Genomic DNA, 24,773 nt, shown 5'->3' with positions numbered 1-24,773 from the left:
TCCGCCATGAACGCCACGCCACCCGTGATCGACCTGACCGGCATCAGCAAGCGCTTCAGCACCGAGGAGGTGGACACGTACGCGTTGCGCGGCGTGGACCTGCGCATCGAGAAGGGCGAGTTCGTCGCGGTGTCGGGGCCGTCGGGTTGCGGCAAGTCCACGCTGATGGCGGTGCTGGGGCTGCTGACCGGCTTCGAGCAGGGCAGTTACCGGCTGGCCGGGCGCGATGTCGGCACCTTGAACGGCGACGCGCGCGCCACGGTGCGCAACCAGCACATCGGCTTCGTGTTCCAGAGCTTCAACCTGATCGGCGATCTGAGCGTGCTGGACAACGTCGGCCTGCCGCTGAAGTTTCGCGGCGGCGTGAACAAGGCCGAGCGGCACCGCCGCGCCGAGGAGTCGCTGCAGCGCGTCGGTCTGGCGCAGCGCCTGAAGCATTTCCCGCACCAGCTCTCCGGCGGTCAGCAGCAGCGCGTGGCGATCGCGCGCGCGCTGGTCGGGCAGCCCGACCTGATCCTGGCCGACGAGCCGACCGGCAATCTGGATTCGCAGAACGCCGAGACGGTGATGCAGCTGTTCGCCGAGCTGCACCAGGGCGGCGCGACGATTTGCATGGTCACCCACGATGCGACCTTGGCCGCGCGCGCGCAGCGCATCGTGCACATGCTCGATGGCCGCGTGCAGGCGGCGGTGCAGCAGGCGGCGTGACGCGCCATGAAGATCGTGATGGCGCCCAATCGGGTGTTGCCTGCAACCCCTCGGACGGCAGCATCGCATGGTTGATGCGCTGGATTTACCGGGACTCCGCGTCATTCAGATTCACCCCGCAACGCTGGCGTCCGCGAGCGAAGGAGGACGTGTCCGGCGTGTGGAAGTCGAACCGACCTTCATCCCAACGGCCTGCCCGAAGTGCCAGTCAACCCGGCTCTACAGGCACGGCCTGCGCCGGCAGAGCTATGCGGATGCCCCTCACTTCGGTGAGCCCACGGTGCTGGAGGTCCATCGTCGCCGGTGGCGATGCCGTGACTGCAAGACTCTGTTTCCGGACCCGCTGCCGGAAATGGACGAGAACCGCAGGGCCACCGGTCGATTGATCCGGTTCGTCCAATCCCGCACGCTCGAGCACACCTTCGCGTCGATCGGTCGGGACGTGGGGATTTCCGATGTCAGCGTGCGACATATCTTCGATGACATGGTGCGCGATCTGGAACGCCGGTATCGGTTTGCAACGCCGCGTTGGCTGGGCATCGATGAGGTCAAGATCATCGGCAAGTACCGGTGCATCCTCACCAACGTCGAGAAGAATACGGTCTACGACTTGCTGGACTCCAGGGTCATGGCGGACCTGCGGACGTACTTTCGCCAATTCCCCAACCGCAAAGACGTCGAGCTGTTCTCGACCGACCTGTGGAACAACTACGCCACGGTCGCCAAGGAGTTCTTCCCCGATGCCATCGTGGTGGCGGACCGCTTCCACATCCAGCGCATGGGCACGAACGGCATGGAAGCTGCCCGCAAGGCGATCCGGAAAGGCTTGACCCGCAAGGTGCGGTTGCAACTCAAGGATGAACGTCACGTCATGTTGAAGCACGGATCCCGGCTGAACGACCGCGGGCGCGAGATCCTCGGCGCCATCCATCGTGACTTCCCTTCCCTGGCGCTGGCTTGGCGTTGCAAGGAGCGCTTCTTCGCCATCTGGGAGCAGACGGATCGCCAGTCCGCGTCCGAAGCGATGGATGCATGGATCGCCTCAGTGCCACCGGAGATGGCGGTGTTCTTCAAGGAGGCCCTGAGCGCCCTGGCCACCCGCCGGAACCACATCCTCAACTATTTCGACCACCGCATCACGAACGCCTACACTGAGTCCATCAACCGACTGGCGAAAAGCATCAATCGAATGGGCCGCGGATACTCACTTGAAGTGATCAGGGCCAAGATGCTCTATGACACCAACGCCCTGAAAAAAGGGACGATGGTGGAGCGTGTCGCGACGCCGGTACTGGATGATGACGCGGGCGGCCTTGGCGTTGGGTACATGACGTACACCACGGCCCGATCAGTTCGCTCAAGGGTCCGTTACGACACCCGACTGGTTTGCTACGGCGCGCATATCCCCACCCTGTGCGACAAGCTGGAAGCCGGAGCCTTCGAGGATCAGCCCGCAGGTATTCAACTACCGAACACGTGTTCGTCTAACTGTGCCCTGCAGAATGGCAATTGATTTCCGAGCATCTCAGCGAGCCACCTCTTTTTCTGGGTTGCGTGTTATCGCGTTGAGCACGGCATTCGCTTTGCACTTGTGTCTGTGGATCTTGATTTCACTGCCAGCGACCGTACTACCGCATCGTCAGCGAGCATATGATTACAGGGGAGCGCTGCTTGTTGAGCTATCCAGCAACCGAAGAAAGACCATCTTGCCAACTCCGATAGCCATTAGCTTTAATTCGGGTACAAACTTGCCGACAAGACAATTCACTGCTGATATTCATCGTAAAATAATCCTCCCCACTCCAAAGATCAGAACTGCGATAAAGCCAAATCTAGCCGCTCCGACAGTTCGGTTACCCTCAATAATCAGTCTAATCGCATCGAGAGCTATAAGGTTGCCGCCGGGCGAAACTTGGGCTGAGCGACTTCCAGGCAGCAGATTTGTTCCAGGTAGTTCGCGCGTGATTGCGCACGGTTTTCATTTTGAACCACCGGGGTCTAACACGCTTGGCGGCAAGGTTCACTTGGCCATGGAAGCGTTGCGGGGTATGCTTTTTTGTTCGCAGATTGGCCTTTACGCGAACCTGCCGGCGGCCGAAAGAGATCGTCATGGGCTCACTGCACACGAGCTTCATTTGATTCAGGCCGAGCATTATTGCAATTGAAGGCTACAACCCGCTACGACACCGGACTTGCCTGCTGCGGCGCGCATAGCCCAACTCTGTGCGACAAGCCGGAAGCCGGAGTTTTCGAGCGTCGGCCCACTGGCTTTCAACCACCGAACACGTAACAGTGGTATCGAGAAGTGGCCATTTTCAACCAGCTAATTCGGATACCCCAAAAAAAACCAACCATGCAATGACAATGGTTGGGATTTGCGGATGGTGGAGCGGCGGGGGATCGAACCCCGGACCTTCGCATTGCGAACGCGACGCTCTCCCAGCTGAGCTACCGCCCCACGTGAGCGGCGCAGTTTACTTGGCCAGGCCGATGTCGCCAAGCCCCATTGCACCTGCGTATCGCTGCCGGACTCCCGTATCACGGGAACAAGCGTGAACAGTGTCCTGCAGCGGCACCCGCCGTGCGGATTCAAGGCAACAGCGGCGCCAATTGCGTTTGCAGCAAACCTTGGCGCCAGCCGTGCAGCTCTGCTGGCCAATCGTGCGCGGCGATGTAGCGTTCCAACCCGCGGCGCGGGCACAACAAGCTGGCAGGCAGATCGAGGCGGACGGCTTCACGGTCGATGTACTCGCGCATGGCGTCGAAAGCGCGCTTGGCGTTGCCTTTGAGGAAATCATCGGGGCGCTGCGTTGCCTCGATAAATGCCGCTTCAATGGGCTGTTGCAGGTGCTCCCACAATTCGGCACGCACGGGTTGGCGCAGCGCGCGCTGGCCGCGGGTACGGGCTTCCAGCGTGGCGAGGCCGGCCGGCGGGTCGAGGGCGAGATCCGCGCAGTGTTCGTCGCGCAGCAGCCAAGTACGCGGCACGTCCCAGCGGCGCGCGGCGGCATCGCGCCAGAGCAGCAGGGCACGCAAACGCGCGAGGCTGCTTTCGGGCCAGTGCGCAGCAGCGCGGAAGCTGCGTTGCGGTTGTGCATCAGCGGGCGCATCAGCACGGCGCAGCAAGCGCACGCAGTCTTCCATGAACCAATCCACATAGCCACGCGCGCGCAATTTGTTTTCGAGCATCTCGCGCAACGCATGCAAATGCAGCACGTCCTGCACTGCGTAGGTGTGCTGCTGCAGGCTGAGCGGGCGGCGCGTCCAGTCGGAGCGCGTGGCGTCCTTCGGCAATTCGACGGCGAGCAAATCGGACACCAGGCGCTGATAGCCGACACCAGCGCCCAGGCCGGCGAAAGCCGCAGCAATCTGTGTGTCGAAAAGTTGCGGCAGACCACGCGGCAACAGGTCGCGCAGCACTTCGATGTCTTCGCTGGCGCTGTGCAGCACGCAGATGCGTGGCGCGGCCTCGAGCCAGACGCGCAGCGCCCGCGCGTCGAATGCCAGTGGATCGATCAGCGCGATGGCCTCATCCACGGCGATCTGCAGCAGTGCCAGCCGCGGATAAAAAGTCGACTCGCGCACGAACTCAGTGTCGATCCCGACGCTGGGCGCATTCATTGACAGTTGCGCCAACCAGTCATCGAGACCGGCTGGCGTGTCGATCCATTGCGCTTCTCTCACAGTGCTCCGATTCCGGCACGCAGGCATTGCTCCGCGGCGCCGCTTTGCCTAAGGTGGCGCGCACCCTAGCAGGGAACCTCGAAAAACCCCATTGCGGAGTTTTCGAAGTGCACAACCCTTTATCGAACCGGACCGCAGTCTCATGGCAGGACAATCCGCAACTGGCTGGCAACGCAAGGCGGGTATCGGCGCCGCGGTGGCGCTGCTGCTGTTCGCACTCGTTTACCGGTTTTTGCCGGGATGGCTGATGTTGCCTCCGACCGTGCCGGCTGCGAGCGTTTCGAGCGGCAGCAGTTCAATATCGCTGGGTAACGCGGCCATGAGCCTGGGCAGTACACCCGCCAGCGCCGGCACATCGATCTACAACGCCGGTCCACCGCTGGCGCTGGCACCGCTCACGGCGCGCATCGTGTCGACGCCGCAGTATGCCGGTCCACCCGCCGTGGTGGATCTGCTCAAGCAGGCACACGCGGCTGAACTGGCTGAACGCTGGGTCGGCACGCCGGATAGCGCGGCGGCACTGTATCAGCGCGCCCTGGCGCTGGCGCCCGGCAATGCCGATGCGCGCGCCGGGCTCGGCGCGCTGAGTCAGCGTCTTGCCAGCAATGCGCGGCAGGCCATCGATGAGGGTGATGCCAAAGCCGCGCAGGCACTGCTGAACCTGCTGCGCAAATTGCCTGGAGGGCTGACCGCGACGACGCCGCTACAGGCGCGTCTGTTTGTGCTGGAACACGTGCAGCCGCTGCTGCGCGAGGCCGCCGAGCAGGCGCGTGCGGGGCATGCGCTGAATCCTGCGGGCTCCAGCGCACTGGATCTGTATCGGCGTGTGCTGACGCTCGATCCAGGCAACGTTGTGGCCGCGCGCGGAGTGCGGGATCTACAACACGGCGTGTTGCTGCAAGCACGGGCAGCACTGGCCAGTGAGGATTACCCACGCGTGAGCCGCTTGCTGGCGCAGGCGCAAAGCGTGGCCCCTGACAGTCCGGAATTGATCGCCATGCGCGCGCAGTTCCGGCAGACGCGTCGTCAACATGCGCGTGCACTGGTTGCGCGCGCGGATGCCGCGCTGCAGGCGCGGGCGCCGCGACTGGCCGAACAACTGGCTGCACGGGCCCGGCTACTGGACCCGACACTGCCGCAACTGGCGAGCTACGCAGCGCGCATGCGCGATGCGAAGCTGTATGACGGTTACCGGCCGGGTCAGGTATTCGCGGACAACTTCATCGACCGCGCCGGCAGCGCGCCGACCATGGTGGTGATTCCGGCCGGGACATTCATGATGGGTTCGCGGCCCGGCCAACCTGGCTTTCGCAGTAACCAGGCGCCTGCGCACACGGTGACTTTCAGCAAGGGTTTTGCGCTGGCGCGCAGCGAGATCAGCGTGGCCCAATTTCGCGCGTTCGTGCGTGCCACCGGTTATATAACCGATGCCGAACGCCAGGGTGGCGCCATGGTCTACGACGAGCTCAGCGGCCGCATGCGCATGGATCCAGGCGCCACTTGGCGCGATGGTTACAACGGCCAACCCGCCACCGGCGACATGCCGGTGATCAACATCAGCTGGGACGATGCCGAGGCTTACTGCGACTGGCTGAGCAAGGCTACTGGCAAGGAATACAGCCTGCCCAGTGAAGCCGAATACGAATATGCCGAACGCGGCGGCACCACCACCCCGTACTGGTGGGGTCAGGGCAGCCCGAAGCAGCGCGTGGAGAATCTGGCCGGCTCGCTGGATCGCTCACCCAAGGGGCGCCGCTGGGACAACAGCTTCAAAGGTTACGGCGATGGCTACTGGGGTACGGCACCAGTGATGAGTTTCCTGCCCAATCCCTTCGGCTTGTTCGATATCGACGGCAATGTGTCGGAATGGACCGAGGATTGCTGGCACGACAACTATGTGCGCGCACCCGACAACGGCAGCGCCTGGGTCAATCCGGGTTGCCAGAACCGCGTGGTGCGGGGTAGCTCATGGGCGAGCACCCCCGATCAGGCGCTGAGCGCATGGCGCATGGACATGCCGGCTGATCTGCGCAGCGCGCGCATCGGCTTTCGCGTCATGCGCAGATTGTAGGAAATACTCAGCGATGCGCTTGTTGTCGCGATGAGCGTACAGGTACTTATCGCGGCAACGATGGCGAGACTTTGCCGATAGCGCGTTGCGCGCGAACCATGGCGGAAAGTCCATTCTACAAGGTGGGTACGCCTCAGCCCCGCGCCAGTGTGCCACCGGTCGCGGCCCAGGCCGTGACGCCACCCATCACCGAGGCGGCGGTTGCGCACCCGGCATGGCGCAAGGCCATGGCGGCATGCCGCGAACGCCCGCCACTGGCGCAGATGCACAGCACATCGTTGGCAGCGGGGTCGATACCATGACGCGCCAACGTCGCGGCGATATCACCCGCGAGGGTGCCCAACGGGATGTGCAGGCTGCCCGGCACCTTGCCGTGCGCGACCTCGTGCGCCTCGCGCACATCGATCATCTTCGCGCCCTGTTGCAGGCGCTGCCGCGCGGCCGTGCAGTCGATATCAAGCGGGTGCTTGCTGCCGGTGTTAGTACCGAACATGGGATTCTCCAAAAAAGGTGGGGTTTATAATTGAAGTACTGCGTGCAACGCGTGGCAGTGGCGTATGCGGCTCATGATTTGGCAGCCACGATATGCGGCGCATGACTTCTTCCAGTGCACGCGCTCCCTGACTCGTGCGCACTGACGCCAGCCACTTCGCGGTTGCGCATGTGCTCGGCAAATGCGGCGATCTGCGCGTACGCTTCCGCGCGCAGCGTCGAATCGGCGACTACTTCATCCAATGCGCGCTGCATGCAGGCCAGCCATGCGTCGCGCTCGCCGGGGCCGATCGCGAAAGCGAGGTGACGGCGCCGCATCATCGGCTCACCGTAACGTGCGCGGTATTCGTCCGGTCCGCCGAAAAAAGCACTGAGAAACGCCCGCAGGCGTGCCTCAACCTGATCCAGGCTCATCTGATGCATGGCGTGCACTGCCGCGGCTTCCGGCAACTCGCACATCCACACATAGAAACGCGCGGCGAGTTGATCGAGCGTGGCCGCGCCGCCCAGACGCGCATAAAGGCCACTTGTGTTGCTCATGCTGATTGCCTCGGCTGTGCGTGCAGCGGCACTTTCAGATACACGTGACCATTGCTTTCCGCGGGCGGAAATTCTCCACCGCGCACGTTGACCTGCACGGATGGATACAGCAACGCGGGCATGCCCAAGCTGCGATCACGCGCGCCACGCATGCTGATGAACTGACTGCGGCTGATGCCCTCGTGTATATGAATGTTGCCACGGCGCTGTTCGCCAATACTGCTCAGGCAGCGATGCGCGCGACCGCCCGGTGCATAGTCGTGGCACACGAACAGGCGCGTGTCCTCGGGCAATTCGTAGAGTTTGTGGATCGAGTCGTACAACAGCCCGGCATCGCCACCCGGGAAATCGCAGCGCGCGGTGCCGCCATCGGGCATGAACAGGGTATCGCCCACGAACAGCGCATCACCGATCAGATAGCTGACCGAGTCGCGGGTATGCCCAGGCGTGGCGATGACGCGCGCATCGAGCTGGCCGATATGGAAGCGTTCGCCGTCCTTGAACAGATAGTCGAACTGCGAGCCGTCGCTGCGGAAGCCTGCCTCGAAGTTCAGCTCCGCGCTGAAATGCGCCTGCACCTGACGGATGCCTTCGCCAATGGCAATGCGCCCGCCAAGACTGTCACGGATCTGGGGTGCCGCGGACAAATGATCGGCGTGCGCATGGGTTTCGAGGATCCATTCCAGCTTCACGTCCAGCGCACGCATGTCAGCGATGATCCCGGCGGCGCTGTCGGTGGTGGTGGCTCCGGATGGATAATCGAAATCCAGCACCGGATCGATCAGTGCCGCTGCTTGCGTCGCCGGGTCGATGACCAGGTGGGTCCAGGTCGAGCTGGGCGCATGCAAGAAGCTCTTGATGACTGGATTCATGCGGACTCCTGAAGAAATCTAAATTAGTTATATATGATATATAGTGAGGCCCCGATGCCTTGTATACAAGTCCCCGTGCGTGCGGCAGTCAGCAGCATCGTGCGTCAAGCCAGCCCACCGAGACAGGAATCGATATGACCACTTGCGCCCCCCGATGCATCGAAGGACGTCTGTACTGCATGGGCCAACCCGAACATGCAGACCTGCAGGCGCTGGCGCGCAAGGGTGTGCGGCGTGTGATCAATCTGCGCCCGCACAGTGAGCTCGATTGGGACGAAGCCGCCTGCGCGGCCACCTGCGGGCTGGAGTACGTCAACATTCCGGTCGCCACGCCGGCGGACCTGGACCGCGCCCATGCCACGGCGCTGCACGAGGCGTTGCAAGGCGACGCGCCCGTGCTAGTGCATTGCGGTTCGGCCAATCGCGTCGGCGCGCTGCTGGCGCTGGTGGCGACATGGGAGTGGGGTCATCCGCCCGAGGTCGCGTTGGAACTTGGGCGCAGCGCTGGGCTGGCTGCGCTGGAACCCGCAGTGCGCGTGCGCCTGGGCCTGCCGCTCGATTGAAGCTCTTGCCACGACTCGGCGCGGCGGCGGGATGTGGCCGCAGCCACATCCCGCCAGCACGGTGCCGGGTCAGGCGAGGTCGAAGCGGTCGAGGTTCATCACCTTGCCCCAGGCGGCGGCGAAGTCGTGCGCGAACTTCGCTTGCGCATCGTTCGTCGCGTAGACCTCGGCCAGCGCGCGCAGTTGCGAGTTGGAGCCGAACATCAGGTCCACCGTGGTGGCCGTCCACTTCGTTGCACCGGTCTTGCGGTCGCGGCCTTCCATCACGCCTGCGGTTGCGGTGCGCTCCCACTTCGTGCCCATGTCCAGCAGGTTGACGAAGAAGTCGTTGCTCAGCGTCCCGGTGCGCTGCGTGAATACGCCGTGCTTGCTGCCGCCGACGTTGCCGCCCAGTACACGCAGGCCGCCGACCAGCACGCTCATCTCCGGTGCGGTGAGGTTGAGCAGTTGCGCCTTGTCCACCAGCAACTCGGCGGCATTCGCTTCGTAGCCCTTGCGCGTATAGTTGCGGAAGCCGTCGGCTTTGGGCTCGAGCACGGCGAAGGATGCGGCATCGGTCTGTTCTTGCGTGGCATCGCTGCGACCCGGTGCGAACGGCACCTTGATCTCGACGCCGGTGTTTTTCACCGCCGCTTCCACTGCAGCGCAACCGCCCAGCACGATCAGATCGGCCAGCGAGACTTTCTTGCCGCCTGAAGCCGCGGCATTGAACTCCTTCTGGATGGTTTCGAGCTTGGCCAGGACCTTGGCCAGTTCGACCGGTTGATTGACCTCCCAGTCTTTCTGCGGGGCGAGGCGAATGCGCGCGCCGTTGGCGCCGCCGCGCTTGTCGCTGCCACGGAACGTGGACGCTGAAGCCCAGGCCGTGGCGACCAGCTGCGCGATGGACAAGCCGCAGCCCAGCAGCTTGGCCTTGAGCGCGGCGATGTCTTTTTCATCGATCAGCGCGTGATGCACCGCAGGGACGGGATCCTGCCAGATCAGCTCTTCTTTGGGCACGAGCTTGCCGAGGTAGCGCGTGCGCGGTCCCATGTCGCGGTGGGTGAGCTTGAACCAGGCGCGGGCGAAGGCGTCGGCGAATTCGTCCGGGTGCTTGTGGAAGTGGCGCGAGATTTTCTCGTAGGCCGGGTCGACGCGCATGGCCATGTCGGCGTCCGTCATCATGATCGGCACCTGCTTCGATGGGTCCGCCGAGGACGGAGCCATGTTCCTGGCGGTGTTCTGCTTCGGCGTCCACTGGTGCGCGCCCGCCGGCGTCGTGACCTGCTCCCACTCGTTGCCGAACAGCACGTCGAAGTAACTCATGTCCCACTGCGTCGGCGTCGGCGTCCACGAACCCTCGAGGCCGCTGCCGGTCTGATCGCCACCCGTGCCACTCTTGTAGGTGCTGATCCAGCCCAGGCCCATGGCTTCGACCGGTGCTGCCTCGGGCGCGGGCCCGACATGGCTGACCGGGCCGGCGCCGTGGCACTTGCCGAAGGTATGGCCGCCGGCGGTGAGCGCCACGGTCTCGTAATCGTTCATCGCCATGCGCGCGAAAGTTTCGCGCACCATTTGTGCCGACACCAGCGGGTCGGACTTGCCGCCGGGGCCTTCGGGGTTGACGTAGATCAGGCCCATCTGCACCGCAGCCAGCGGATTCTCCAGCTCGGTCTGCCGGGTGCCATGGCGCTGGTCGTCGAGCCAGGTGGTCTCGGCGCCCCAGTACACGGCGGCGTCCGGCTCCCACTGGTCCACGCGGCCGCCGCCGAAGCCGAAGGTCTTCAGGCCCATGCTCTCCATGGCGACCGTGCCGGCCAGCACCATCAGATCGGCCCAGGAAAGCTTGCGACCGTACTTCTGCTTGATCGGCCACAGCAGGCGCCGCGCCTTGTCGAGGTTGACGTTGTCCGGCCAGCTGTTGAGCGGAGCGAAGCGCTGCTGGCCGCCGCCGGCGCCGCCGCGCCCGTCGCCGATGCGATAGGTGCCAGCGCCATGCCAGGCCATGCGGATGAACAGCGGACCGTAGTGGCCGTAATCGGCCGGCCACCAGTCCTGCGAGTCGGTCATCAGCGCTTTCAGGTCATTGACCACGGCATCGAGGTCGAGGGTCTTGAACTCGGCGGCGTAGTCGAAGGCTTCACCCATCGGGTTGGACTTGGCGGAATGCTGGTGCAGGATCGCCAGGTTGAGCTGGTTGGGCCACCAGTTTGCATTGCCCATGGCGCCGGCAACGGCTTGGCTGTGCGCTACCGGGCATTTCAATTCAGCGGACATGATCGTTTCTCCGTCGTGGCGCGCAGGACGCGCGGGATGCACGGAATCGTGCAGACGGAGCGCAGCTTGCGCCACGGTCTTCAATAGTTGAAATCGTTTGTTTCTAGCGCAGCGATAGCCTGCGACTTGCTCAGGCCGCGCGGCGCGCCAGCAATCGCAGCACCTGGCCGGGACCGCGGTGTCCAGGACCCTCGTCGAGCACGACTTCGCCGCTGAGCAGCTCGATCAGTTCCAGTGCGGTGAAGTCTTCGCGCAGCTGGGTTTCGCTGTACAGCAGGGCAGGGTCGCGGGGGCCGCCGGATGCGCAGGCCAGTTGCGCGGGTGTGAAGGCTTCCAGAATCAACAGTCCGCCGGGGCGCAGCGCGCGCGTGATGCCGGCGTGCGTGCGGCGGCGCAAGGCTTCAGGCAGGTGCACGAAAATGCTGGCAACCACGTCAAAAGCCGCCACCGGCCAGTCCCAGTCCGCGAGATCCGCCTGCACGGTGTGCAGTGCGACGCCGCGCTCGCTGGCCAATTTGCGCGCCTTGGCCAGCCCGGCGGCGGATTGATCCAGGCTCGTGGTCTGCAGGCCTTGCTGGGCGAGCCAGACGCCGTTGCGGCCCTCGCCGTCGGCCAGTGCCAGCGCCGCCCCGGATCGCGGCAGTCGCCAGGACTGGCTGATCAGCCAGGCGTTGGGCGCGGTGCCGTAGTGGTAGTGCTCGTCCGCGTAGCGCTGATCCCACTGTGTTGCGCTCATTGCTGCACGACCTTGTCGATGACGATGCTGATGGGCTGTGTGCGGCTGACCGCGACCGGGCCGGCGCTGCCCTCCAGATCGCCCGCCTGCGCCAGTGCCTGGCCTTGCGCGGATAAACGCGCGCCGACGATCACCTGTTGCGCTGATGACAGGTTCATGCCGGGCGCCATGCTCATCGCATCGGTCAGTGTCACCGTGGCCGGTAGCGCACTGGCTGGCAGCCGTGCCACGGCCAGCGGGATCGATGGCCCGCTGGAATTGCGCGCATACACGAACAGCACCGAATCGGCGGCGAGCCTGGCCGTCAGTTGCGGCGCGAGCGACACCTTCACTATGAGGCGTGGCGCGCTGCTGCCGGCCGTCGCGGGGGGCGGAGCGCCGGCTGCGGTGGCTGCCGATAACACCTGCGCTTGCGCGTGGCTGAGCTTGAGCGAGCCGCGCGTAGCGGCCAGTTCAACTTGTTTGGCTACACCACGCGCGACATCGGAATCCGGCGGCAGCAGCTTGAGCAGGCGCGTCCATGTGGCGATGGCCTCGCTGTAGTGCTGCAACTGGAAATCGCTGATGCCCAGTAACCACAGTCCGCGCTGGTGCGTTGGATCGACGGCCAGTGCCCGTTCGAGGCGCGCGCGCGCCTCGCCGACGATCATGTGCTGCGGTTGCGCAAGAGAATCGGCCTGCGCCCAGGCAACCAGAAGATCGGCATCGTCAGGGCGATATTTCAGCGCATGTTCGAAAGCACTCGCGGCAAGAGCGGGTTCGTTCTTGGCGCCATAGGCTTGGCCAAGCAGTGTCCACAGATTCGGATCGGCGCTGTCGTGCCCAAGCTGGGCTTTGATCTTGGTGATCGCCTGATCCAGCGTCAATGGTTGTTTGGCGGCGGCAGGATTCAGCGCGGCCGGATTGCCGACCATTTCATACAAACCAGCGCTGGCCAGAGGCAGGCCGAAGATGAACAGCACCGCGAGGGCAATCAGGCCGCGACGACGCGTTTGTCGTCCGGCTTGGCGCAGCAGCGGCCACAACACGAGCGCCAGCGCCAGCGCCACCATCAGGCCACTGGCGGTCAGGAACATAACATTCACCAGTCTTCATCCTCATCAGGCGCGGAGGCCACTTGCGGCTGCGCACGACGGCGCAGATAAATCACGACCCCGAGCGCACCCAGCAACAGCACCACGAAAGGCCCGAACCACAGTGCGTAGTTCGATGGCTTCAACGGCGGCTTGTACAGCACGTAATCGGAGTAGCGGTCGACCAGCCATTGCTTGATCTGCGCGTCGCTGCGCCCGGCCTGCATCTGCTGGAAGATCACCAGACGCAGATCCTGCGCCAGCTTGGCGTTGGAATCGGCCAGATCTTCGTTCTGACAAACCAGGCAGCGCAACTGGCGGGTGAGATTCTGGAAGCGCACTTCCTGCGCCGAGTTCTTGAATGGCAACGCGTCGATGGCCGTGGCGGCAAAAGCCGTCCCCAGCAACAAGCCAAGCACCGCGTACCGCAGCCAGTGCGTCATGCGGCCGCCTTGGGGCGCACGCCCAGTTTATGCAGTTGCGGCAATAGCTCGTCGCGGATCACCCCGGGCGTCAGCGGGCCGATGTGCTTCCAGCGAATGATGCCCTGCGCATCGATCAGGTAGGTTTCGGGCGCGCCATACACGCCGAAATTAAGCGCCGTTCTCCCGCTTTCGTCGGCGACCACCTGCGTGTAGGGATCGCCATGCCTGCCCAGCCAAGCCAGCGCATCAGCGCGCCGATCCCGGTAGTCGTAACCGATCAGAGGCACGCCCAGATCCTTGCCCCATGCCATCAGCACCGGCGCTTCATCGCCGCATACGTAACACCAACTGGCAAATACATTGATGACGTAGGGGTGCCCGAGCATGGCTGTCTTGTCCAGCGTCTGCGTGGGTTGGTAAAGCAGTGGCAGTTTCCAGTCGGGGGCCGGCTTGCCGATCAATGGCGAGGGCACCAGCGTGGTGTTGTGGGCGCTGTTCCACCACAGGCCGAAACCGAACAACCCGATGACCGCCAGAAATCCGAGCAACGGCAGATACAGCTTCATGCGTCGGCCTCGCGCAGCCTGCGCGGCGCCGATGTCAGCTCGTCACCTGCGTCTGCGTCTGCGTCGGCAGCGGTAGCGCGCACGCGGAAGCGGCGGTCGAGCAGGGTCACGAATCCACCCAAGGCGATGAACAGGCCGCCCAGCCACACCCAGCGCACGAAGGGTTTGTCGTACAAACGCAGTGCCCAGGCACCGTGCGTGCCGAGGCCTTCGCCCAGGGCCACATACAAATCGCGGAACAAGCCGGCGCTGACGGCGGCCTTGGTTTGCACGATGCCGCCGGAATACTCGCGCTTTTGCGGGTGCAGGACGGCCACCTTGTGTCCGTCCTGGCTGACCACGACAGTGCCTTGATGTGCGATCCAGTTGGGACCGCGCACGTCGATGACCCCATCGAATTGATAACTGTAGCTGCCGATTTGCGCGCTTTGTCCGGGCGCCAGGCGCACGTCGCGCTCCACGCTCAGGCTGTTGGTGAGCAACGCGCCGGCGAGAAACACGCCAACACCGAAATGGCCCAGCAGCATGCCCGCGAGTTCAGCCGGATAGCGACGCCCGGCGCGCACTGCGGTCCAGCGCTTCCACGCATATTGCGCCACACCGGCGAAGACCCACGCCGAGGAAATCCCGCCCAGCCATGCCTGCCAGGTCGGCATGCCGCCGCTGGCCGCCCACGCGAACAGGCCGCCACCGAAAATCGCCGCCAGTGCGCTGATGATGCCGACGCGCTTCCATTCGCGCAGATCCGCGCGGCCCCAGCGCGCAAAAGGTCCGAATGGCAACAGGAGCACGATCGGCGCCATCATCACGATGAACAATGGCCCGAAGTAAGGTGGTCCGATCGACACCCGGCCCAGATGCAGCGCGTCGCCGATGATGGGATATAGCGTGCCGATCAGCACCATGGCGCCGCTGACCACGAACATCAGATTACCGATCACGATCAGCGTTTCACGCGAGGCCAGCGCGAAAGGCTTGCCACCGACGACCTTGGGCGCGCGCAGCGCATACAGCAGCAGTGAGCCGCCGATGGCGATCGCCAGCAGGATCAACAGGTAGGCACCCTGACGTGGATCCGAGGCGAAGGCGTGCACGCTGGTCAGCAGACCCGAGCGCACCAGGAACGTCCCCAGCAACGACAGCGAGAATGCGAAGATCGACAACAGCAAGGTCCATGCGCGCAGCCCGCCGCGCTTTTCGGTGACGGCTTGCGCATGGATCAGCGCCGCGCCGACCAGCCACGGCATGAAAGAAGCATTCTCAACCGGATCCCAGAACCACCAGCCGCCCCAGCCCAGTTCGGCGTAGGACCACCAGCTGCCCATCACGATGCCGGCCGAAAGAAATCCGAACGCGGCGTTGGTCCATGGTCGTGCCCAACGCACCCAGATGTCGTCGAGAGCGCCGCCCAGCAATGCCGCGATGGCAAACGCAAAAGCCACCGAAAAGCCGACATAACCCATGTACAGCATGGGCGGGTGGATCACCAGGCCGGGATCCTGCAACACCGGGTTGAGGTCCATGCCGTTGGCCGGTGCCGGCAGCAGGCGCAGGAACGGATTGGATGTGATCACCATGAATGCAAGAAAACCCACGCTCACCATGCCCATCACGCCCAGCACGCGCGCGGCGAATACCTCAGGCAGGCGCCGCGAAAAAAACGCCACGGCCAGCGTCCAGAAATTCAGGATCATCACCCACAGCAGCAGCGAGCCGGAATGCGCTCCCCACACCGCCGACAGGCGGTAGTACCAGGGCAGGGTCAGGTTGGAGTTCTGCGCGACATAGGCCACGGAAAAATCATTCACCAGGAACGCGTGCGTGAGCACGGCATAAGCCAGTGCCACGAACACGAACTGGCCGGTCGCCGCCGGGCGCGCCATGCGGATCAGCGCCGGCGAGCCGCGCCACGCGCCCAGCAGCGGGAACACGGCCTGCACGCTGGCCAGCAGCAACGCCAGGATCAGGGCCACCTGGCCAAGTTCGGGCATCATGGCACGGCCTCCGCAGCAGGCATGGCGATGTGATGCTTGAGGTGGGCTTGCGCCATGGCCTGCTTGAGCTCACGCGGCATGTAGGTGGCATCGTGCTTGGCTAATACTTCGCTGGCCACGAACACGCCATCGCGCATGCGCCCGGTGGCGATGACCGCCTGATTGGCGCGGAACAGGTCCGGCAGGATACCGGTGTACTGCACAGGCATCGTATGGTCTCCGTCGGTCACGCTGAAATCGACCAGCAGCGAATGTTGATCGTGTTTGATCGAGCCATCCACGACCATGCCACCGAGCCGGAAACTGCGGTAAGCGTGTGCTTTGCCGGCCAGCACCTGGCTGGGCGTGAACAGGTAGTTCATGTTCTGCGAGAGGCCATAGACCATGGCGCTGGTGGCCAGCGCCACGGCACCCAGAATCAGTGCAACCAGAATGATGCGGCGGCGGCGCAGCGGTCTCATGCGGATGTCCTCGGACGGCGACGGGGGCCTTGACGGGCGAGGCGGCCGCGCAGTTCGCGCAGCACGCGGCGGCGGCGCACGACGGTGGCCAGCACATCGCCCGCAAGAATGACGAAAAACGCGGCATAGGCCGGCCACACATACATGGCGAAGCCGCCCATGGCCAGGAACCTATCCATGCGCATCGCCTCCACGAACTTCATCGGCCACCCAATCCTTGCCACGCTCCAGATTCAGCAGTGCCACGCGCGAGCGGCCCATCAGGCTGGCGCCATAATAAAACTTGGCGGCAATGGTCATCAGCAGCAGCGGCCACAGCATCGAGGGGGCGATCGAGGACGGCCCGAAATAACGCACTGTGGTGCCCTGGTGCAGCGTATTCCACCACACGACCGAGTAATGCACGATGGGCAGGTTGACCGCGCCGATCATGGCCAGGAAGGACGCAGCGCGCGCACCCTGGCGCGGATCATCAAAGGCGTGATAAAGGCCGATGACGCCGAGGTAGATGAAGAACAACACCAGTTCCGAGGTCAGTCGCGCATCCCAGGTCCAGTAGGTACCCCACATCGGCTTGCCCCACAGCGACCCGGTAATCAGCGCGATCAGGGTGAAGGCCGCGCCGATCGGCGCCGACTCCATGGCCAGCACCTCGGCCATTTTCGGACGCCAGATCACGGCAACGAAGGCCGACACCGCCATCACGCCATAGACGAACAAACTCATCCACGCCGCCGGCACATGCACGAAAATGATGCGGAACGCATCGCCTTGCAGGGCATCGGGCGGCGCCAGCACCAGTCCGCCATACAGGCCCAGTAGCGCGAGCACGATCGCAATCGTCCACAGCCACGGCTGGATATAGCCCGCGAACACGTAGAAATACGGTGGCGAGCCGAGCTTGTGGTACCAGAGCTTGAAGGCGTTCATGTGTCCAGCGCGATACGCAATGCCGTGGCGCAGGCCAGCGGAGCCAGAACCAAGGCGAGGGCGAGCGCCGCCGCCAACCAGGCCAGGGGCGCGATCCACGGCAAGCCCTGTTGCGCGGCGCCCACGGCACCGGCGGCAAAGATCACGATTGGAACGGCCAAAGGCAACAACATCAATGATAAAAGCATACCAGAGCGACGCGTCCCGGCCGTGAGCGCGGTCAATACGATTCCGAGCAGCGCCAGTAAGGGCGTCGCTAGCAGCAGCGCCAGCAGCAGCACCGGTTGCGCTGCGGGTTCCAGGCCGAGCATGTAGGCCAGCACGGGCGCCACCAGCAGCAATGGCAACGCGGTCACCAACCAGTACGCCAGCATGCGCGCTGCCAGCAGCACGGACAGCGGCTGGGGTGACAGCAACATTTGTTCCAGTGCGCCATCGTCCAGATCGCCACGAAACACATTGTCCAGTGCCAGCAACATGGCCAGCAATACCGTCACCAGCACCACGCCGCCGGCGATGCGTGCCAGGAGCGCGTGCTCCGGCCCCAGCGCGAAGGGGAATAGCGTGGCCACGATGATCGCGTACAGCACCGGCAGCATGGCATCGCCGCGCCGGCGCCAGGCCAGCAACAGATCGCGCACCAGCATCGTGCGAAATGCGCTGCCGAGACTGGCTGTGCTCATGCCGCCAGCCGTATGGTGCAAGTCACGCCCTGATGGAAATTCACCGCGCCGTGGCTGGTGACCAACGCCGCGCCACCGGCTGCGGCATGTTGGGCGAGCAGGTCATTCACCAGACTGATGCCATGTCGATCGAGATTGGCGTAGGGCTCGTCAAGCAGCCACAGCCGCGCCGGCAGCAGCGCCAGCCGCGCCAGCGCGACACGCTTTTTCTGCCCTGCCGAGAGGCTGCGCACAGCCTCGTCTGCGTAACCATCCAAACCGACCCTGGCCAGCATGGCGCGCGGGTCGGATGCGGCCGCATGGCCGTAAAGCCCCATGCCGACGCGCAGGTTTTCCAGCGCGCTCAAATCGGCTTTCAAGCCCAGCAGATGGCCCATGCTGATCGTGCTTGCACGCGCTTCTTCACTGCCGGGTTGCGCACCGAGCACCTGTGCCTTGCCGAAGCTGGGTCGCAGCAGACCCGCCAAGACGCGCAGCAGCGTGGTCTTGCCGCTGCCGTTGTCGCCTTCGATCAACCCGATCTCACCGCCACGCAAGATGAAGTCCAGCGGTCCGAACACGTTCTCATCCCGGCGCGCGAAACCCAGTCCATGGGCGTCGATCATCGGGGACGTGCTGCTGGCGGGGGCGGGGCTCATGCGAATGCGGATTCTGCCCATGCTGCGGCATCGCTGTCCATGCGCGCGAGATGCGCATCGTGTATTTCGGCATGGTGTTCGGGCAAGCGGCAAGCTGGTGATTGCGGGTTCCATCCAGATTGCGGGTTCCATCCAGCAAGCATGACCCGGGAGTTCCATGCGCCCCGCCGCGAACACGGCAATGCCGGAGATGCGACATCAGGCCGCAGTGCGATGGGCGCGTCATCGGCATGCGCATCAGGTCGATACCAGGCGCGATCTGCTGAGCACAGCACCGGCATCCCCCCGGTCATGATGATTCCGGCTTGGACGCATAGTCGATCCTGCACACTTCGAAGTGATGCATCCCGCTGGGCAACATGGCTTCAGCTTGATCATCGACGTGCTTGCCCAGCAGCGCCCTGGCCAACGGTGAGTCGATGCTGATCCAGCAGCGCGCAGGGTCGATCTCATCGGGCCCGACGATGCGGTAGTCGTGACGCACCCCGTCATCGTCCCTGACGCACACCCATGCGCCGAAGTAGACGGTGTCGGTGCGCGTCGGCGGGTGTTCGATGACGCGCAGCGCGGGCAGGCGCTTGCTCAGGTAACGCACGCGCCGGTCGATTTCACCCAGTTGTTTTTTGCGGTAGACGTACTCGGCGTTTTCCGAGCGGTCACCCTCGGCGGCCGCTGCCGCCAGTGCCCGCACGACCTCGGGCCTGCGCTGATGCCAGAGAACGTCCAGTTCAGCGCGCAGCGACTCGAATCCGGCGCGTGTGATCACCGCAGTGGAACCAGGTTGTGGTGGGCGCCAGCGACTCATGCGCGCGGGTCAATGCTGCCCGTCGCCCGTATGCGGGCGACGCCCGCAGGCCACGCGGCAATCGTCAGTCGGACACGTTTCAATGGGACCCCCATTCATCTTTGCTGCCATGATTCTTCCAACCCGGCGTCGATTCTAGTCGCGCATGCAGGGGTGGCACGTGTCCGCGCGCCACTTCGGCGTTGCGCAAAACACCCATCGGGAGCTTGAGCTAAATCGCGCACACGGCTAACGTGCGCGCATCGCATCTGCTGTGGAGAGAAACGACGTGGCAATCCGATACGGCAGTTCCGGTTTTGCAATCACGTTGGCGGCACTCATCGCAGTGGCTCTATCGGGATGCGCCAGCATCAACGGCCCGGCCCAGGGCCTGAGCGCGGGCAGCGACGCGGCACAATCCGGCACGGGCCGGGCCGGCGCCATCTACACCGCGCTGCATCAAGGTGCGCAGTCGTATCAGGATGCGCTGGCCGCGCAGCATCGCGACGATCCTGGCGCCGGGCAGGCCATTCTCAACGCGCTCAATCAGGTTTCCGCCGCGGCGCAATCCTGTGCCCGCACGCCGGGATGCGACATGCGGCGCGTCAGTGCCACCTATGACCGCATGATGCGTTTGCGCGAGCACGTCGGCGGCGATCGCGCTGCGCTGGTCGGCACCAATGCCGATGCGCTGGCCGGAGAATCCTCGCCGGTACTGCAGATCGTGCCGCAGTCGCAGCGCGCGGTGGCGCTGCTGAAGAACGGCGGATTGTCCGCTCTGGTCGCCAACAACGATGCGGTCAAGGCCGCCATCGAGGAATGGTTGACACAGATGCGCAGTCAGTTGATGTCGAGCTACGTCAATTACCAGTTCCTGCGCGCCGAGATGGAGCCTGCGTACCGCAAAGCTGGGCTGCCCGAGGCGCTGTTGTTCGGCATCATGGCCAAGGAATCGGCAGGCAAGGTGCACGCGGTGTCGCGCGCCGGCGCCGCCGGGCCGCTGCAATTCATGCCGGCAACAGCGCAGCAATATGGCCTCAGAGTGGTCGATGGTTTCGACCAGCGTTTCGACCCACGCCTGGAAGCGCTGGCCAATGCCGAGTTCATCAACCAGCAATTGAAGGCGTTCAATGACAATCTCGAATTGACGCTGGCGGCTTACAACGGCGGCCCCGGTTTCATCGGACGTCTGGCCGGTCCCGCAGACGCCAGTTTCTGGTCACCGCAGGTCTACGATGCGCTGCCGCCGGAAACCCGCGAATATGTGCCGATGGTGCTGGCCGCGGCATGGCTGTACCTGCATCCGGATCGCTACAACCTCAAGTTTCCGCGGATCGACGGCGTGCCCGGCCATGTCAGCCTGCTGGCTCCGGCGTCGCTGTCCGAGCTGACGGTGTGTCTGGGGCAGACTGGTGGCATGCAGGACGGCTGGTTTCGCACCTTGCGCAACCTCAATCCGCAACTCGACCCGCAGGCGGTGCAGCCGGCCGGCACGAAGCTGCGCATACCCAAGCAACTGGAATCCGCGTATGCCGCCGAATGCGCGCCGGACAGCCGTTGGACAGCATTGGCCGATACCTTGCATGCGGCTGCGCCACCACCGGTCTGGGCTGCGTCACCGCCGCCGCGTCGCGAAGTCGCTGCGCTGCAACGCTATCAGGTGCGTCCAGGCGACACCTTGAACGGCATCGCGCAACGGTTTGGCTGCGCGGATCCGCTGGATATCGCGCGCGCCAATCATTTGCGTGCACCCACATACATGATCAAACCCGGCATGGACCTGCGCGTGCCGGCCTGCTCGAGCATGCCGCAGCGCGATGTGGCAGCTGCACGCAGCTACCGCGTGCAGCCGGGTGACACCCTGAATGGCATCGCGCAGCATTTCGGGTGCACCGATCCGCTGGACATTGCACGCGCCAATGACCTCAGCGCTCCGGCATACATGATCCGGCCCGGCATGGACCTGCGCGTGCCGGCATGTGGCGCCATGGCACAGCGCGATGTTGCCACCGCGCGCACTTATCATGTGCAGCCTGGTGACACCTTGAGTGGCATCGCCCAGCGCTTCGGCTGTCAGGATGTGGCGTCGATCGCGCAGGCGAATGGTCTGGGCATGCCTTACGTGATCACCGCCGGCATGGAGCTGCGGTTGCCTGCCTGCCGTCGCGGCTGAGAGCACTTCGCGCGCCGAGGAGGCGACATGCGTGCGGACACATGCTTGAAGCAATGGCGAGCGGCTCAGGCCGCTTCGCCGCGCCCGTCGGTGCCCCACTGTGCATAGACTTCGGGCTTGGCTCCAGCGGATTCCTTGATCACGCGCAACAGGCGCAGCACCTGCTTGTGCAGGCTGGTCAATGTCGCGTGGTCGGCATTTTCAGTCTCGTGGTAGACCACCGCGATCCACAGCGCGATCCCGCGCATCCGCACCTGCGCGTTGTCCGAAAGCGCGCGCTCCAGGCCGACCTCGGCGCCTTCGCCCCAAGTCTGGTAAATCCTGTCCGGCGGTGAGCCATACAAATGCGGAGACTCCGCACGCGCGGCGTTGGCCAGCTCCTTCACTGTCAACATGGCCAGGCTGTCGCGCAAGGGTGCGGACAATGTCCCGATCGCGGATTCGATTTGGCGCAATTGGCGGCTCAGGCGCAGCGCCCGGCCCATGGCAACGATTCGTGCGACTAGCTGCATGATGTCTCCCGATCGCGGCGCCGCAATGTGGCGCGCGTCAGCCTAGATGGCTCGGTTGGAAGTATATGCGCTTGAGGTCACAAAGTGACGCACTGGGTCAGTTGTCCTGGCTGGACAGCGTACCCAGGCGCTCACCCATGCGTACGGCCAGTTCAGCGACCAACCCGACCCGCAGGGTCGCGGCGCCAGCAGGCAACACGATGATCACCGTTGAGCCCATGTGGAAACGCGCCATTTCCGCCCCCGCTGCAAGTTGCGGTCCGGATGGGCGCAGGCGTTGCGGCACGCGCGCATAGGGTGGCACGACGGCGCCGGCCCAGACCGTGGAGATGCCGGACACCAGCAGGGCGCCGACCATCACCACGACAAAGGGTCCATGCACGCCATCGAAGTGGCACACCAGCCGCTCGTTGCGCGCGAACAGCCGATCGACCCCGGCCACCGCAGCTGGAGCAACGCTGAACAAGCGCCCTGGGATATGCAGCGTTTCGACAAGCCGCCCGGCACAGGGCATGTGCACACGGTGGTAATCGCGCGGCGACAGGTACACGTTGACGAAACTGCCTTGGGCGTAACGCTGCGCGGCGGCGCCATCTCCCAGCAATTCGGCCAGGCTGTAGTCGCGACCCTTGGCCTGCACGATACGTCCGTCGCGGATCGCGCCTGCCTGGCTGATGCGCCCGTCGGCGGGGCACAGCAGACTGCGCGGATCGGCATCCAGCGGCCGCGCGCCGGGCCGCAGCGCACGCGTGAAAAAGGCATCGAAATGCGCGTACTGGGTTGGGTCGGGATTCTCCGCCTCGGACAGATCCACGGCATAGCTGCGCACGACGTGTTGGATCAGCCAGTTTTTCCAGGGCCGCCAGCGCCAGCGCGTGGCCGCGCGCACCAGCGCACTCAGCGTGTGCTGCGGCAGCACGTGGCTCAGCGCAACGGTAAAGCGCATCAGGACTTCCAGGCCAGCAGGCGTTTCAGGTCCGCGGCCATCGGCGCGGCGTGCAATGGTGGCATGAACACGCCGATCTCGCGTGCATCGGGACCAATGATTGCCAGCGTGGCGCTGTGATCCACGCTGTAGCCGCCGTGCGCGCCCGGTACGATCTTGAACGGCAGCATCAGCGCCTTGGAGATTTTGTCCAGCTCGGCAGCGCTGCCGGTGGCGCCAGTGAAGGCCGGATTGAACCAGTGCACGTACTCGGCCAGGCGTTTGGGCGTGTCGCGCCCGGGGTCCACCGAGATGAACTCGACCGCGACCCGGTCGGTGAGGCCAGCCTTGCGCAACGCTCCCCACAGACTGCGCAGCGTCAGCAGCGTGGTCGGGCAGATGTCCGGGCAGTGCGTGTAGCCCATGAAGACCAGTGTGTAGCGGCCCTTCCAATCGGCGTGCATCAGCGGCTGGCCGTCGCTGCGCGTCAGCGTGAACCCGGGCACGGTGCGTGGCACCGGAAACAACTGTGCGACCTCCAGTGCGGGTGGCGGCGCGGAGTGGATATTGCAGCCGGCAAGGGTCAACGCGATCAGCGCCAGTGCGAGACGGGCGATCCGCGGATGAAATCGCTTCATTGCGCAAGTATAGCGATGCCATCGCGCGCGATCGGACCATGCGGCACCACCAACATCGAGCCGCGGGCGCCGCGTCAATCCACCTTATACTGGCGCACCCATCGCAGCGACCCGATGTGACCGACGCGCTCACCACCTTGCTTGATTTCATCCGCTACGCGGCAAGCCGCTTCGATGCGGCCGGGCTCACCTTCGGCCACAGTCACGACAACGCACTCGACGAAGCCACGCATCTGGTGCTGGCCAGCCTGCACCTGCCGCCGGACCTGCCGCCGACGTATGCCCTGGCGCATCTGACCCAGGCCGAACGCCTGCATCTGCTGGCGCTGATCGAACGCCGCATCAGCGAGCGCATCCCGGTTGCGTATCTGGTCGGCGAGGCCTGGTTCGCCGGACTCAAGTTCAAGTCCGATGCGCGCGCGCTGGTGCCGCGCTCGCCGATCGCCGAACTCATCGAGAATGGTTTCGTGCCCTGGCTGGACGGGCGTGAGGTCACGCGCGCGCTGGACCTGTGCGCCGGCTCGGGGTGCATCGGCATCGCCATGGCCGCGCACAACCCGGACTGGCAGGTGGATCTGGTCGACATCAGCGACGCCGCGTTGGCGCTGGCGCGCGAGAACATCGTCTTCCAGCATGTCGAAGACCGCGTGCATGCACTCAAGTCCGATCTGTTCGCCGCGCTGGCCGGGCAGCGGTACGACCTGATCGTGTCCAATCCACCCTACGTCACCGAGGCCGAATACGCCGCCATGCCCGGCGAGTATGCGCACGAACCCAGACTCGGCCTGACCGCCGGCAAGGATGGCCTCGACATGGCGCTGCGCATCCTGAGCGATGCGCCCGCGCACCTGAATCCGGATGGCCTGCTGATCGTCGAAGTTGGCGAGAGCGAACGCGCACTGGGGCAGTTGCTGCCCAAGCTGCCGTTGGTCTGGCTGGATTTCAAGGTCGGCCCGATGGGCGTATTCGCCATCGAGCGCACCACGCTGCTCGAGCACGCCGCCGTCATCCGCAGCGCTGCAGCCGCGCGCCGATAATCCACCTCTTTC

General features: G+C 64.5%; 25 protein-coding genes and 1 tRNA gene. 6 read left to right on the top strand and 20 right to left on the bottom strand.

What is annotated here, in order from left to right; genetic code table 11:
- Positions 1 to 6: 6 nt before the first annotated feature.
- Together Mschef_RS09760 and Mschef_RS09755 are read left to right on the top strand one after the other, a co-directional pair.
- Positions 7 to 708 carry an ABC transporter ATP-binding protein gene (locus tag Mschef_RS09760; RefSeq protein WP_081127972.1) on the top strand — a complete coding sequence of 234 codons (702 nt, stop codon included), beginning with the start codon at positions 7 to 9 and terminating at the stop codon, positions 706 to 708.
- 67 nt (positions 709 to 775) lie between these two features.
- Positions 776 to 2,221: an ISL3 family transposase gene (locus Mschef_RS09755; RefSeq protein WP_081127970.1), complete on the top strand. Its 1,446-nt coding sequence runs from the start codon at positions 776 to 778 to the stop codon at positions 2,219 to 2,221.
- Positions 2,222 to 3,090: 869 nt separating this feature from the next.
- Here Mschef_RS09755 and Mschef_RS09750 read toward each other — a convergent pair.
- Both Mschef_RS09750 and Mschef_RS09745 read right to left on the bottom strand, forming a co-directional pair.
- Positions 3,091 to 3,166: transfer RNA gene (locus Mschef_RS09750), tRNA-Ala, on the bottom strand.
- A gap of 131 nt (positions 3,167 to 3,297) precedes the next feature.
- Positions 3,298 to 4,419: a ribonuclease D gene (locus Mschef_RS09745; RefSeq protein ID WP_081127968.1), complete on the bottom strand. Its 1,122-nt coding sequence runs from the start codon at positions 4,417 to 4,419 to the stop codon at positions 3,298 to 3,300.
- A gap of 115 nt (positions 4,420 to 4,534) precedes the next feature.
- Here Mschef_RS09745 and Mschef_RS09740 point away from each other — a divergent pair, with 115 nt between their 5' ends.
- Positions 4,535 to 6,463: a formylglycine-generating enzyme family protein gene (locus Mschef_RS09740; RefSeq protein ID WP_081127966.1), complete on the top strand. Its 1,929-nt coding sequence runs from the start codon at positions 4,535 to 4,537 to the stop codon at positions 6,461 to 6,463.
- 133 nt (positions 6,464 to 6,596) lie between these two features.
- Here Mschef_RS09740 and Mschef_RS09735 read toward each other — a convergent pair whose 3' ends face one another.
- The 3 genes from Mschef_RS09735 to Mschef_RS09725 form a co-directional block, all read right to left on the bottom strand.
- A complete protein-coding gene (locus Mschef_RS09735; RefSeq protein ID WP_081127964.1) occupies positions 6,597 to 6,956 on the bottom strand; it encodes a rhodanese-like domain-containing protein in 360 nt (119 codons plus the stop codon).
- Between the two features lie 71 nt (positions 6,957 to 7,027).
- Positions 7,028 to 7,495 (bottom strand): group II truncated hemoglobin, encoded by a 468-nt coding sequence (locus Mschef_RS09730; protein WP_081127962.1) that lies wholly within the window; start codon positions 7,493 to 7,495, stop codon positions 7,028 to 7,030.
- Positions 7,492 to 8,367 carry an MBL fold metallo-hydrolase gene (locus Mschef_RS09725; RefSeq protein WP_081127960.1) on the bottom strand — a complete coding sequence of 292 codons (876 nt, stop codon included), beginning with the start codon at positions 8,365 to 8,367 and terminating at the stop codon, positions 7,492 to 7,494. Before Mschef_RS09725 ends, Mschef_RS09730 begins: the two co-directional genes overlap by 4 nt.
- A 134-nt stretch (positions 8,368 to 8,501) precedes the next feature.
- On the opposite strand from Mschef_RS09725, the gene Mschef_RS09720 reads away from it, so the two are divergent.
- Complete coding sequence (locus Mschef_RS09720; RefSeq protein ID WP_081127958.1) at positions 8,502 to 8,930, top strand: protein tyrosine phosphatase family protein; 429 nt, start codon at positions 8,502 to 8,504, stop codon at positions 8,928 to 8,930.
- A 69-nt stretch (positions 8,931 to 8,999) separates the two neighbouring features.
- On the opposite strand, the gene katG is transcribed toward Mschef_RS09720, so the two are convergent.
- The 12 genes from katG to greB form a co-directional block, all read right to left on the bottom strand.
- Entirely contained in the window at positions 9,000 to 11,186 is a 2,187-nt protein-coding gene (katG, locus tag Mschef_RS09715; RefSeq protein ID WP_081129947.1) for a catalase/peroxidase HPI, read from the bottom strand.
- A gap of 130 nt (positions 11,187 to 11,316) precedes the next feature.
- Positions 11,317 to 11,922 carry a class I SAM-dependent methyltransferase gene (locus Mschef_RS09710; protein ID WP_081127956.1) on the bottom strand — a complete coding sequence of 202 codons (606 nt, stop codon included), beginning with the start codon at positions 11,920 to 11,922 and terminating at the stop codon, positions 11,317 to 11,319.
- Complete coding sequence (locus Mschef_RS09705) at positions 11,919 to 12,998, bottom strand: tetratricopeptide repeat protein (protein ID WP_081127954.1); 1,080 nt, start codon at positions 12,996 to 12,998, stop codon at positions 11,919 to 11,921. Before Mschef_RS09705 ends, Mschef_RS09710 begins: the two co-directional genes overlap by 4 nt.
- Before the next feature lie 5 nt (positions 12,999 to 13,003).
- Complete coding sequence (locus Mschef_RS09700; protein ID WP_081127952.1) at positions 13,004 to 13,438, bottom strand: cytochrome c-type biogenesis protein; 435 nt, start codon at positions 13,436 to 13,438, stop codon at positions 13,004 to 13,006.
- Positions 13,435 to 13,986, bottom strand: a complete 552-nt coding sequence (locus Mschef_RS09695; RefSeq protein ID WP_081127950.1) for a DsbE family thiol:disulfide interchange protein — start codon at positions 13,984 to 13,986, stop codon at positions 13,435 to 13,437. The genes Mschef_RS09700 and Mschef_RS09695 overlap by 4 nt, the downstream gene beginning before the upstream one ends.
- Positions 13,983 to 15,980: a heme lyase CcmF/NrfE family subunit gene (locus tag Mschef_RS09690; protein ID WP_081127948.1), complete on the bottom strand. Its 1,998-nt coding sequence runs from the start codon at positions 15,978 to 15,980 to the stop codon at positions 13,983 to 13,985. The genes Mschef_RS09695 and Mschef_RS09690 overlap by 4 nt, the downstream gene beginning before the upstream one ends.
- Entirely contained in the window at positions 15,977 to 16,441 is a 465-nt protein-coding gene (gene ccmE / locus Mschef_RS09685; RefSeq protein ID WP_081127946.1) for a cytochrome c maturation protein CcmE, read from the bottom strand. Before ccmE ends, Mschef_RS09690 begins: the two co-directional genes overlap by 4 nt.
- Entirely contained in the window at positions 16,438 to 16,620 is a 183-nt protein-coding gene (gene ccmD / locus Mschef_RS09680; protein WP_081127944.1) for a heme exporter protein CcmD, read from the bottom strand. Before ccmD ends, ccmE begins: the two co-directional genes overlap by 4 nt.
- Positions 16,613 to 17,371, bottom strand: coding sequence for a heme ABC transporter permease (locus Mschef_RS09675; RefSeq protein ID WP_081127942.1), 759 nt, complete (start codon positions 17,369 to 17,371; stop codon positions 16,613 to 16,615). Before Mschef_RS09675 ends, ccmD begins: the two co-directional genes overlap by 8 nt.
- Positions 17,368 to 18,054: a heme exporter protein CcmB gene (gene ccmB, locus Mschef_RS09670; RefSeq protein ID WP_081127940.1), complete on the bottom strand. Its 687-nt coding sequence runs from the start codon at positions 18,052 to 18,054 to the stop codon at positions 17,368 to 17,370. The genes Mschef_RS09675 and ccmB overlap by 4 nt, the downstream gene beginning before the upstream one ends.
- Complete coding sequence (gene ccmA, locus Mschef_RS09665) at positions 18,051 to 18,692, bottom strand: heme ABC exporter ATP-binding protein CcmA (RefSeq protein ID WP_081127938.1); 642 nt, start codon at positions 18,690 to 18,692, stop codon at positions 18,051 to 18,053. The genes ccmB and ccmA overlap by 4 nt, the downstream gene beginning before the upstream one ends.
- Before the next feature lie 289 nt (positions 18,693 to 18,981).
- Entirely contained in the window at positions 18,982 to 19,497 is a 516-nt protein-coding gene (greB, locus tag Mschef_RS09660) for a transcription elongation factor GreB (protein ID WP_081127936.1), read from the bottom strand.
- A 268-nt stretch (positions 19,498 to 19,765) separates the two neighbouring features.
- On the opposite strand from greB, the gene Mschef_RS09655 reads away from it, so the two are divergent.
- Positions 19,766 to 21,649: a LysM peptidoglycan-binding domain-containing protein gene (locus Mschef_RS09655; protein ID WP_081127934.1), complete on the top strand. Its 1,884-nt coding sequence runs from the start codon at positions 19,766 to 19,768 to the stop codon at positions 21,647 to 21,649.
- 65 nt (positions 21,650 to 21,714) lie between these two features.
- On the opposite strand, the gene Mschef_RS09650 is transcribed toward Mschef_RS09655, so the two are convergent.
- The 3 genes from Mschef_RS09650 to Mschef_RS09640 form a co-directional block, all read right to left on the bottom strand.
- Positions 21,715 to 22,161, bottom strand: coding sequence for a hypothetical protein (locus tag Mschef_RS09650; protein WP_242426507.1), 447 nt, complete (start codon positions 22,159 to 22,161; stop codon positions 21,715 to 21,717).
- Positions 22,162 to 22,258: 97 nt separating this feature from the next.
- On the bottom strand, positions 22,259 to 23,107 hold the full coding sequence (gene asd / locus Mschef_RS09645) for an archaetidylserine decarboxylase (RefSeq protein ID WP_081127930.1): 849 nt from the start codon (positions 23,105 to 23,107) through the stop codon (positions 22,259 to 22,261).
- Positions 23,107 to 23,724, bottom strand: a complete 618-nt coding sequence (locus Mschef_RS09640) for an SCO family protein (protein ID WP_081127928.1) — start codon at positions 23,722 to 23,724, stop codon at positions 23,107 to 23,109. The genes asd and Mschef_RS09640 overlap by 1 nt, the downstream gene beginning before the upstream one ends.
- A gap of 116 nt (positions 23,725 to 23,840) precedes the next feature.
- Here Mschef_RS09640 and prmB point away from each other — a divergent pair, with 116 nt between their 5' ends.
- Positions 23,841 to 24,761: a 50S ribosomal protein L3 N(5)-glutamine methyltransferase gene (gene prmB / locus Mschef_RS09635; protein WP_081127926.1), complete on the top strand. Its 921-nt coding sequence runs from the start codon at positions 23,841 to 23,843 to the stop codon at positions 24,759 to 24,761.
- The last annotated feature ends 12 nt before the right edge of the window (positions 24,762 to 24,773 follow it).

The sequence above is a fragment of the Metallibacterium scheffleri genome, assembly GCF_002077135.1.
Lineage (GTDB): Bacteria > Pseudomonadota > Gammaproteobacteria > Xanthomonadales > Rhodanobacteraceae > Metallibacterium > Metallibacterium scheffleri.
The sequence above is the reverse complement of the archived record's forward strand: the minus strand, read 5'-3'. Positions and strand labels throughout refer to the sequence as shown.

What these genes read in the sequence shown, in the direction of transcription:
- Mschef_RS09720 (WP_081127958.1), top strand. Translation starts at nt 8,502, where the DNA reads ATGACCACTTGCGCCCCCCGATGCATCGAAGGACGTCTGTACTGCATG.
- ccmE (WP_081127946.1), bottom strand. Translation starts at nt 16,441, where the DNA reads ATGAGACCGCTGCGCCGCCGCCGCATCATTCTGGTTGCACTGATTCTG.
- Mschef_RS09730 (WP_081127962.1), bottom strand. Translation starts at nt 7,495, where the DNA reads ATGAGCAACACAAGTGGCCTTTATGCGCGTCTGGGCGGCGCGGCCACG.
- Mschef_RS09735 (WP_081127964.1), bottom strand. Translation starts at nt 6,956, where the DNA reads ATGTTCGGTACTAACACCGGCAGCAAGCACCCGCTTGATATCGACTGC.
- ccmA (WP_081127938.1), bottom strand. Translation starts at nt 18,692, where the DNA reads ATGAGCCCCGCCCCCGCCAGCAGCACGTCCCCGATGATCGACGCCCAT.
- Mschef_RS09675 (WP_081127942.1), bottom strand. Translation starts at nt 17,371, where the DNA reads ATGAACGCCTTCAAGCTCTGGTACCACAAGCTCGGCTCGCCACCGTAT.
- Mschef_RS09690 (WP_081127948.1), bottom strand. Translation starts at nt 15,980, where the DNA reads ATGATGCCCGAACTTGGCCAGGTGGCCCTGATCCTGGCGTTGCTGCTG.
- Mschef_RS09705 (WP_081127954.1), bottom strand. Translation starts at nt 12,998, where the DNA reads ATGTTCCTGACCGCCAGTGGCCTGATGGTGGCGCTGGCGCTGGCGCTC.
- Mschef_RS09640 (WP_081127928.1), bottom strand. Translation starts at nt 23,724, where the DNA reads ATGAAGCGATTTCATCCGCGGATCGCCCGTCTCGCACTGGCGCTGATC.
- katG (WP_081129947.1), bottom strand. Translation starts at nt 11,186, where the DNA reads ATGTCCGCTGAATTGAAATGCCCGGTAGCGCACAGCCAAGCCGTTGCC.
- ccmD (WP_081127944.1), bottom strand. Translation starts at nt 16,620, where the DNA reads ATGGATAGGTTCCTGGCCATGGGCGGCTTCGCCATGTATGTGTGGCCG.
- ccmB (WP_081127940.1), bottom strand. Translation starts at nt 18,054, where the DNA reads ATGAGCACAGCCAGTCTCGGCAGCGCATTTCGCACGATGCTGGTGCGC.
- asd (WP_081127930.1), bottom strand. Translation starts at nt 23,107, where the DNA reads ATGCGCTTTACCGTTGCGCTGAGCCACGTGCTGCCGCAGCACACGCTG.
- Mschef_RS09755 (WP_081127970.1), top strand. Translation starts at nt 776, where the DNA reads ATGGTTGATGCGCTGGATTTACCGGGACTCCGCGTCATTCAGATTCAC.
- Mschef_RS09700 (WP_081127952.1), bottom strand. Translation starts at nt 13,438, where the DNA reads ATGACGCACTGGCTGCGGTACGCGGTGCTTGGCTTGTTGCTGGGGACG.
- Mschef_RS09760 (WP_081127972.1), top strand. Translation starts at nt 7, where the DNA reads ATGAACGCCACGCCACCCGTGATCGACCTGACCGGCATCAGCAAGCGC.
- Mschef_RS09695 (WP_081127950.1), bottom strand. Translation starts at nt 13,986, where the DNA reads ATGAAGCTGTATCTGCCGTTGCTCGGATTTCTGGCGGTCATCGGGTTG.
- Mschef_RS09725 (WP_081127960.1), bottom strand. Translation starts at nt 8,367, where the DNA reads ATGAATCCAGTCATCAAGAGCTTCTTGCATGCGCCCAGCTCGACCTGG.
- Mschef_RS09650 (WP_242426507.1), bottom strand. Translation starts at nt 22,161, where the DNA reads ATGCAGCTAGTCGCACGAATCGTTGCCATGGGCCGGGCGCTGCGCCTG.
- greB (WP_081127936.1), bottom strand. Translation starts at nt 19,497, where the DNA reads ATGAGTCGCTGGCGCCCACCACAACCTGGTTCCACTGCGGTGATCACA.
- Mschef_RS09710 (WP_081127956.1), bottom strand. Translation starts at nt 11,922, where the DNA reads ATGAGCGCAACACAGTGGGATCAGCGCTACGCGGACGAGCACTACCAC.
- Mschef_RS09740 (WP_081127966.1), top strand. Translation starts at nt 4,535, where the DNA reads ATGGCAGGACAATCCGCAACTGGCTGGCAACGCAAGGCGGGTATCGGC.
- Mschef_RS09745 (WP_081127968.1), bottom strand. Translation starts at nt 4,419, where the DNA reads ATGCCTGCGTGCCGGAATCGGAGCACTGTGAGAGAAGCGCAATGGATC.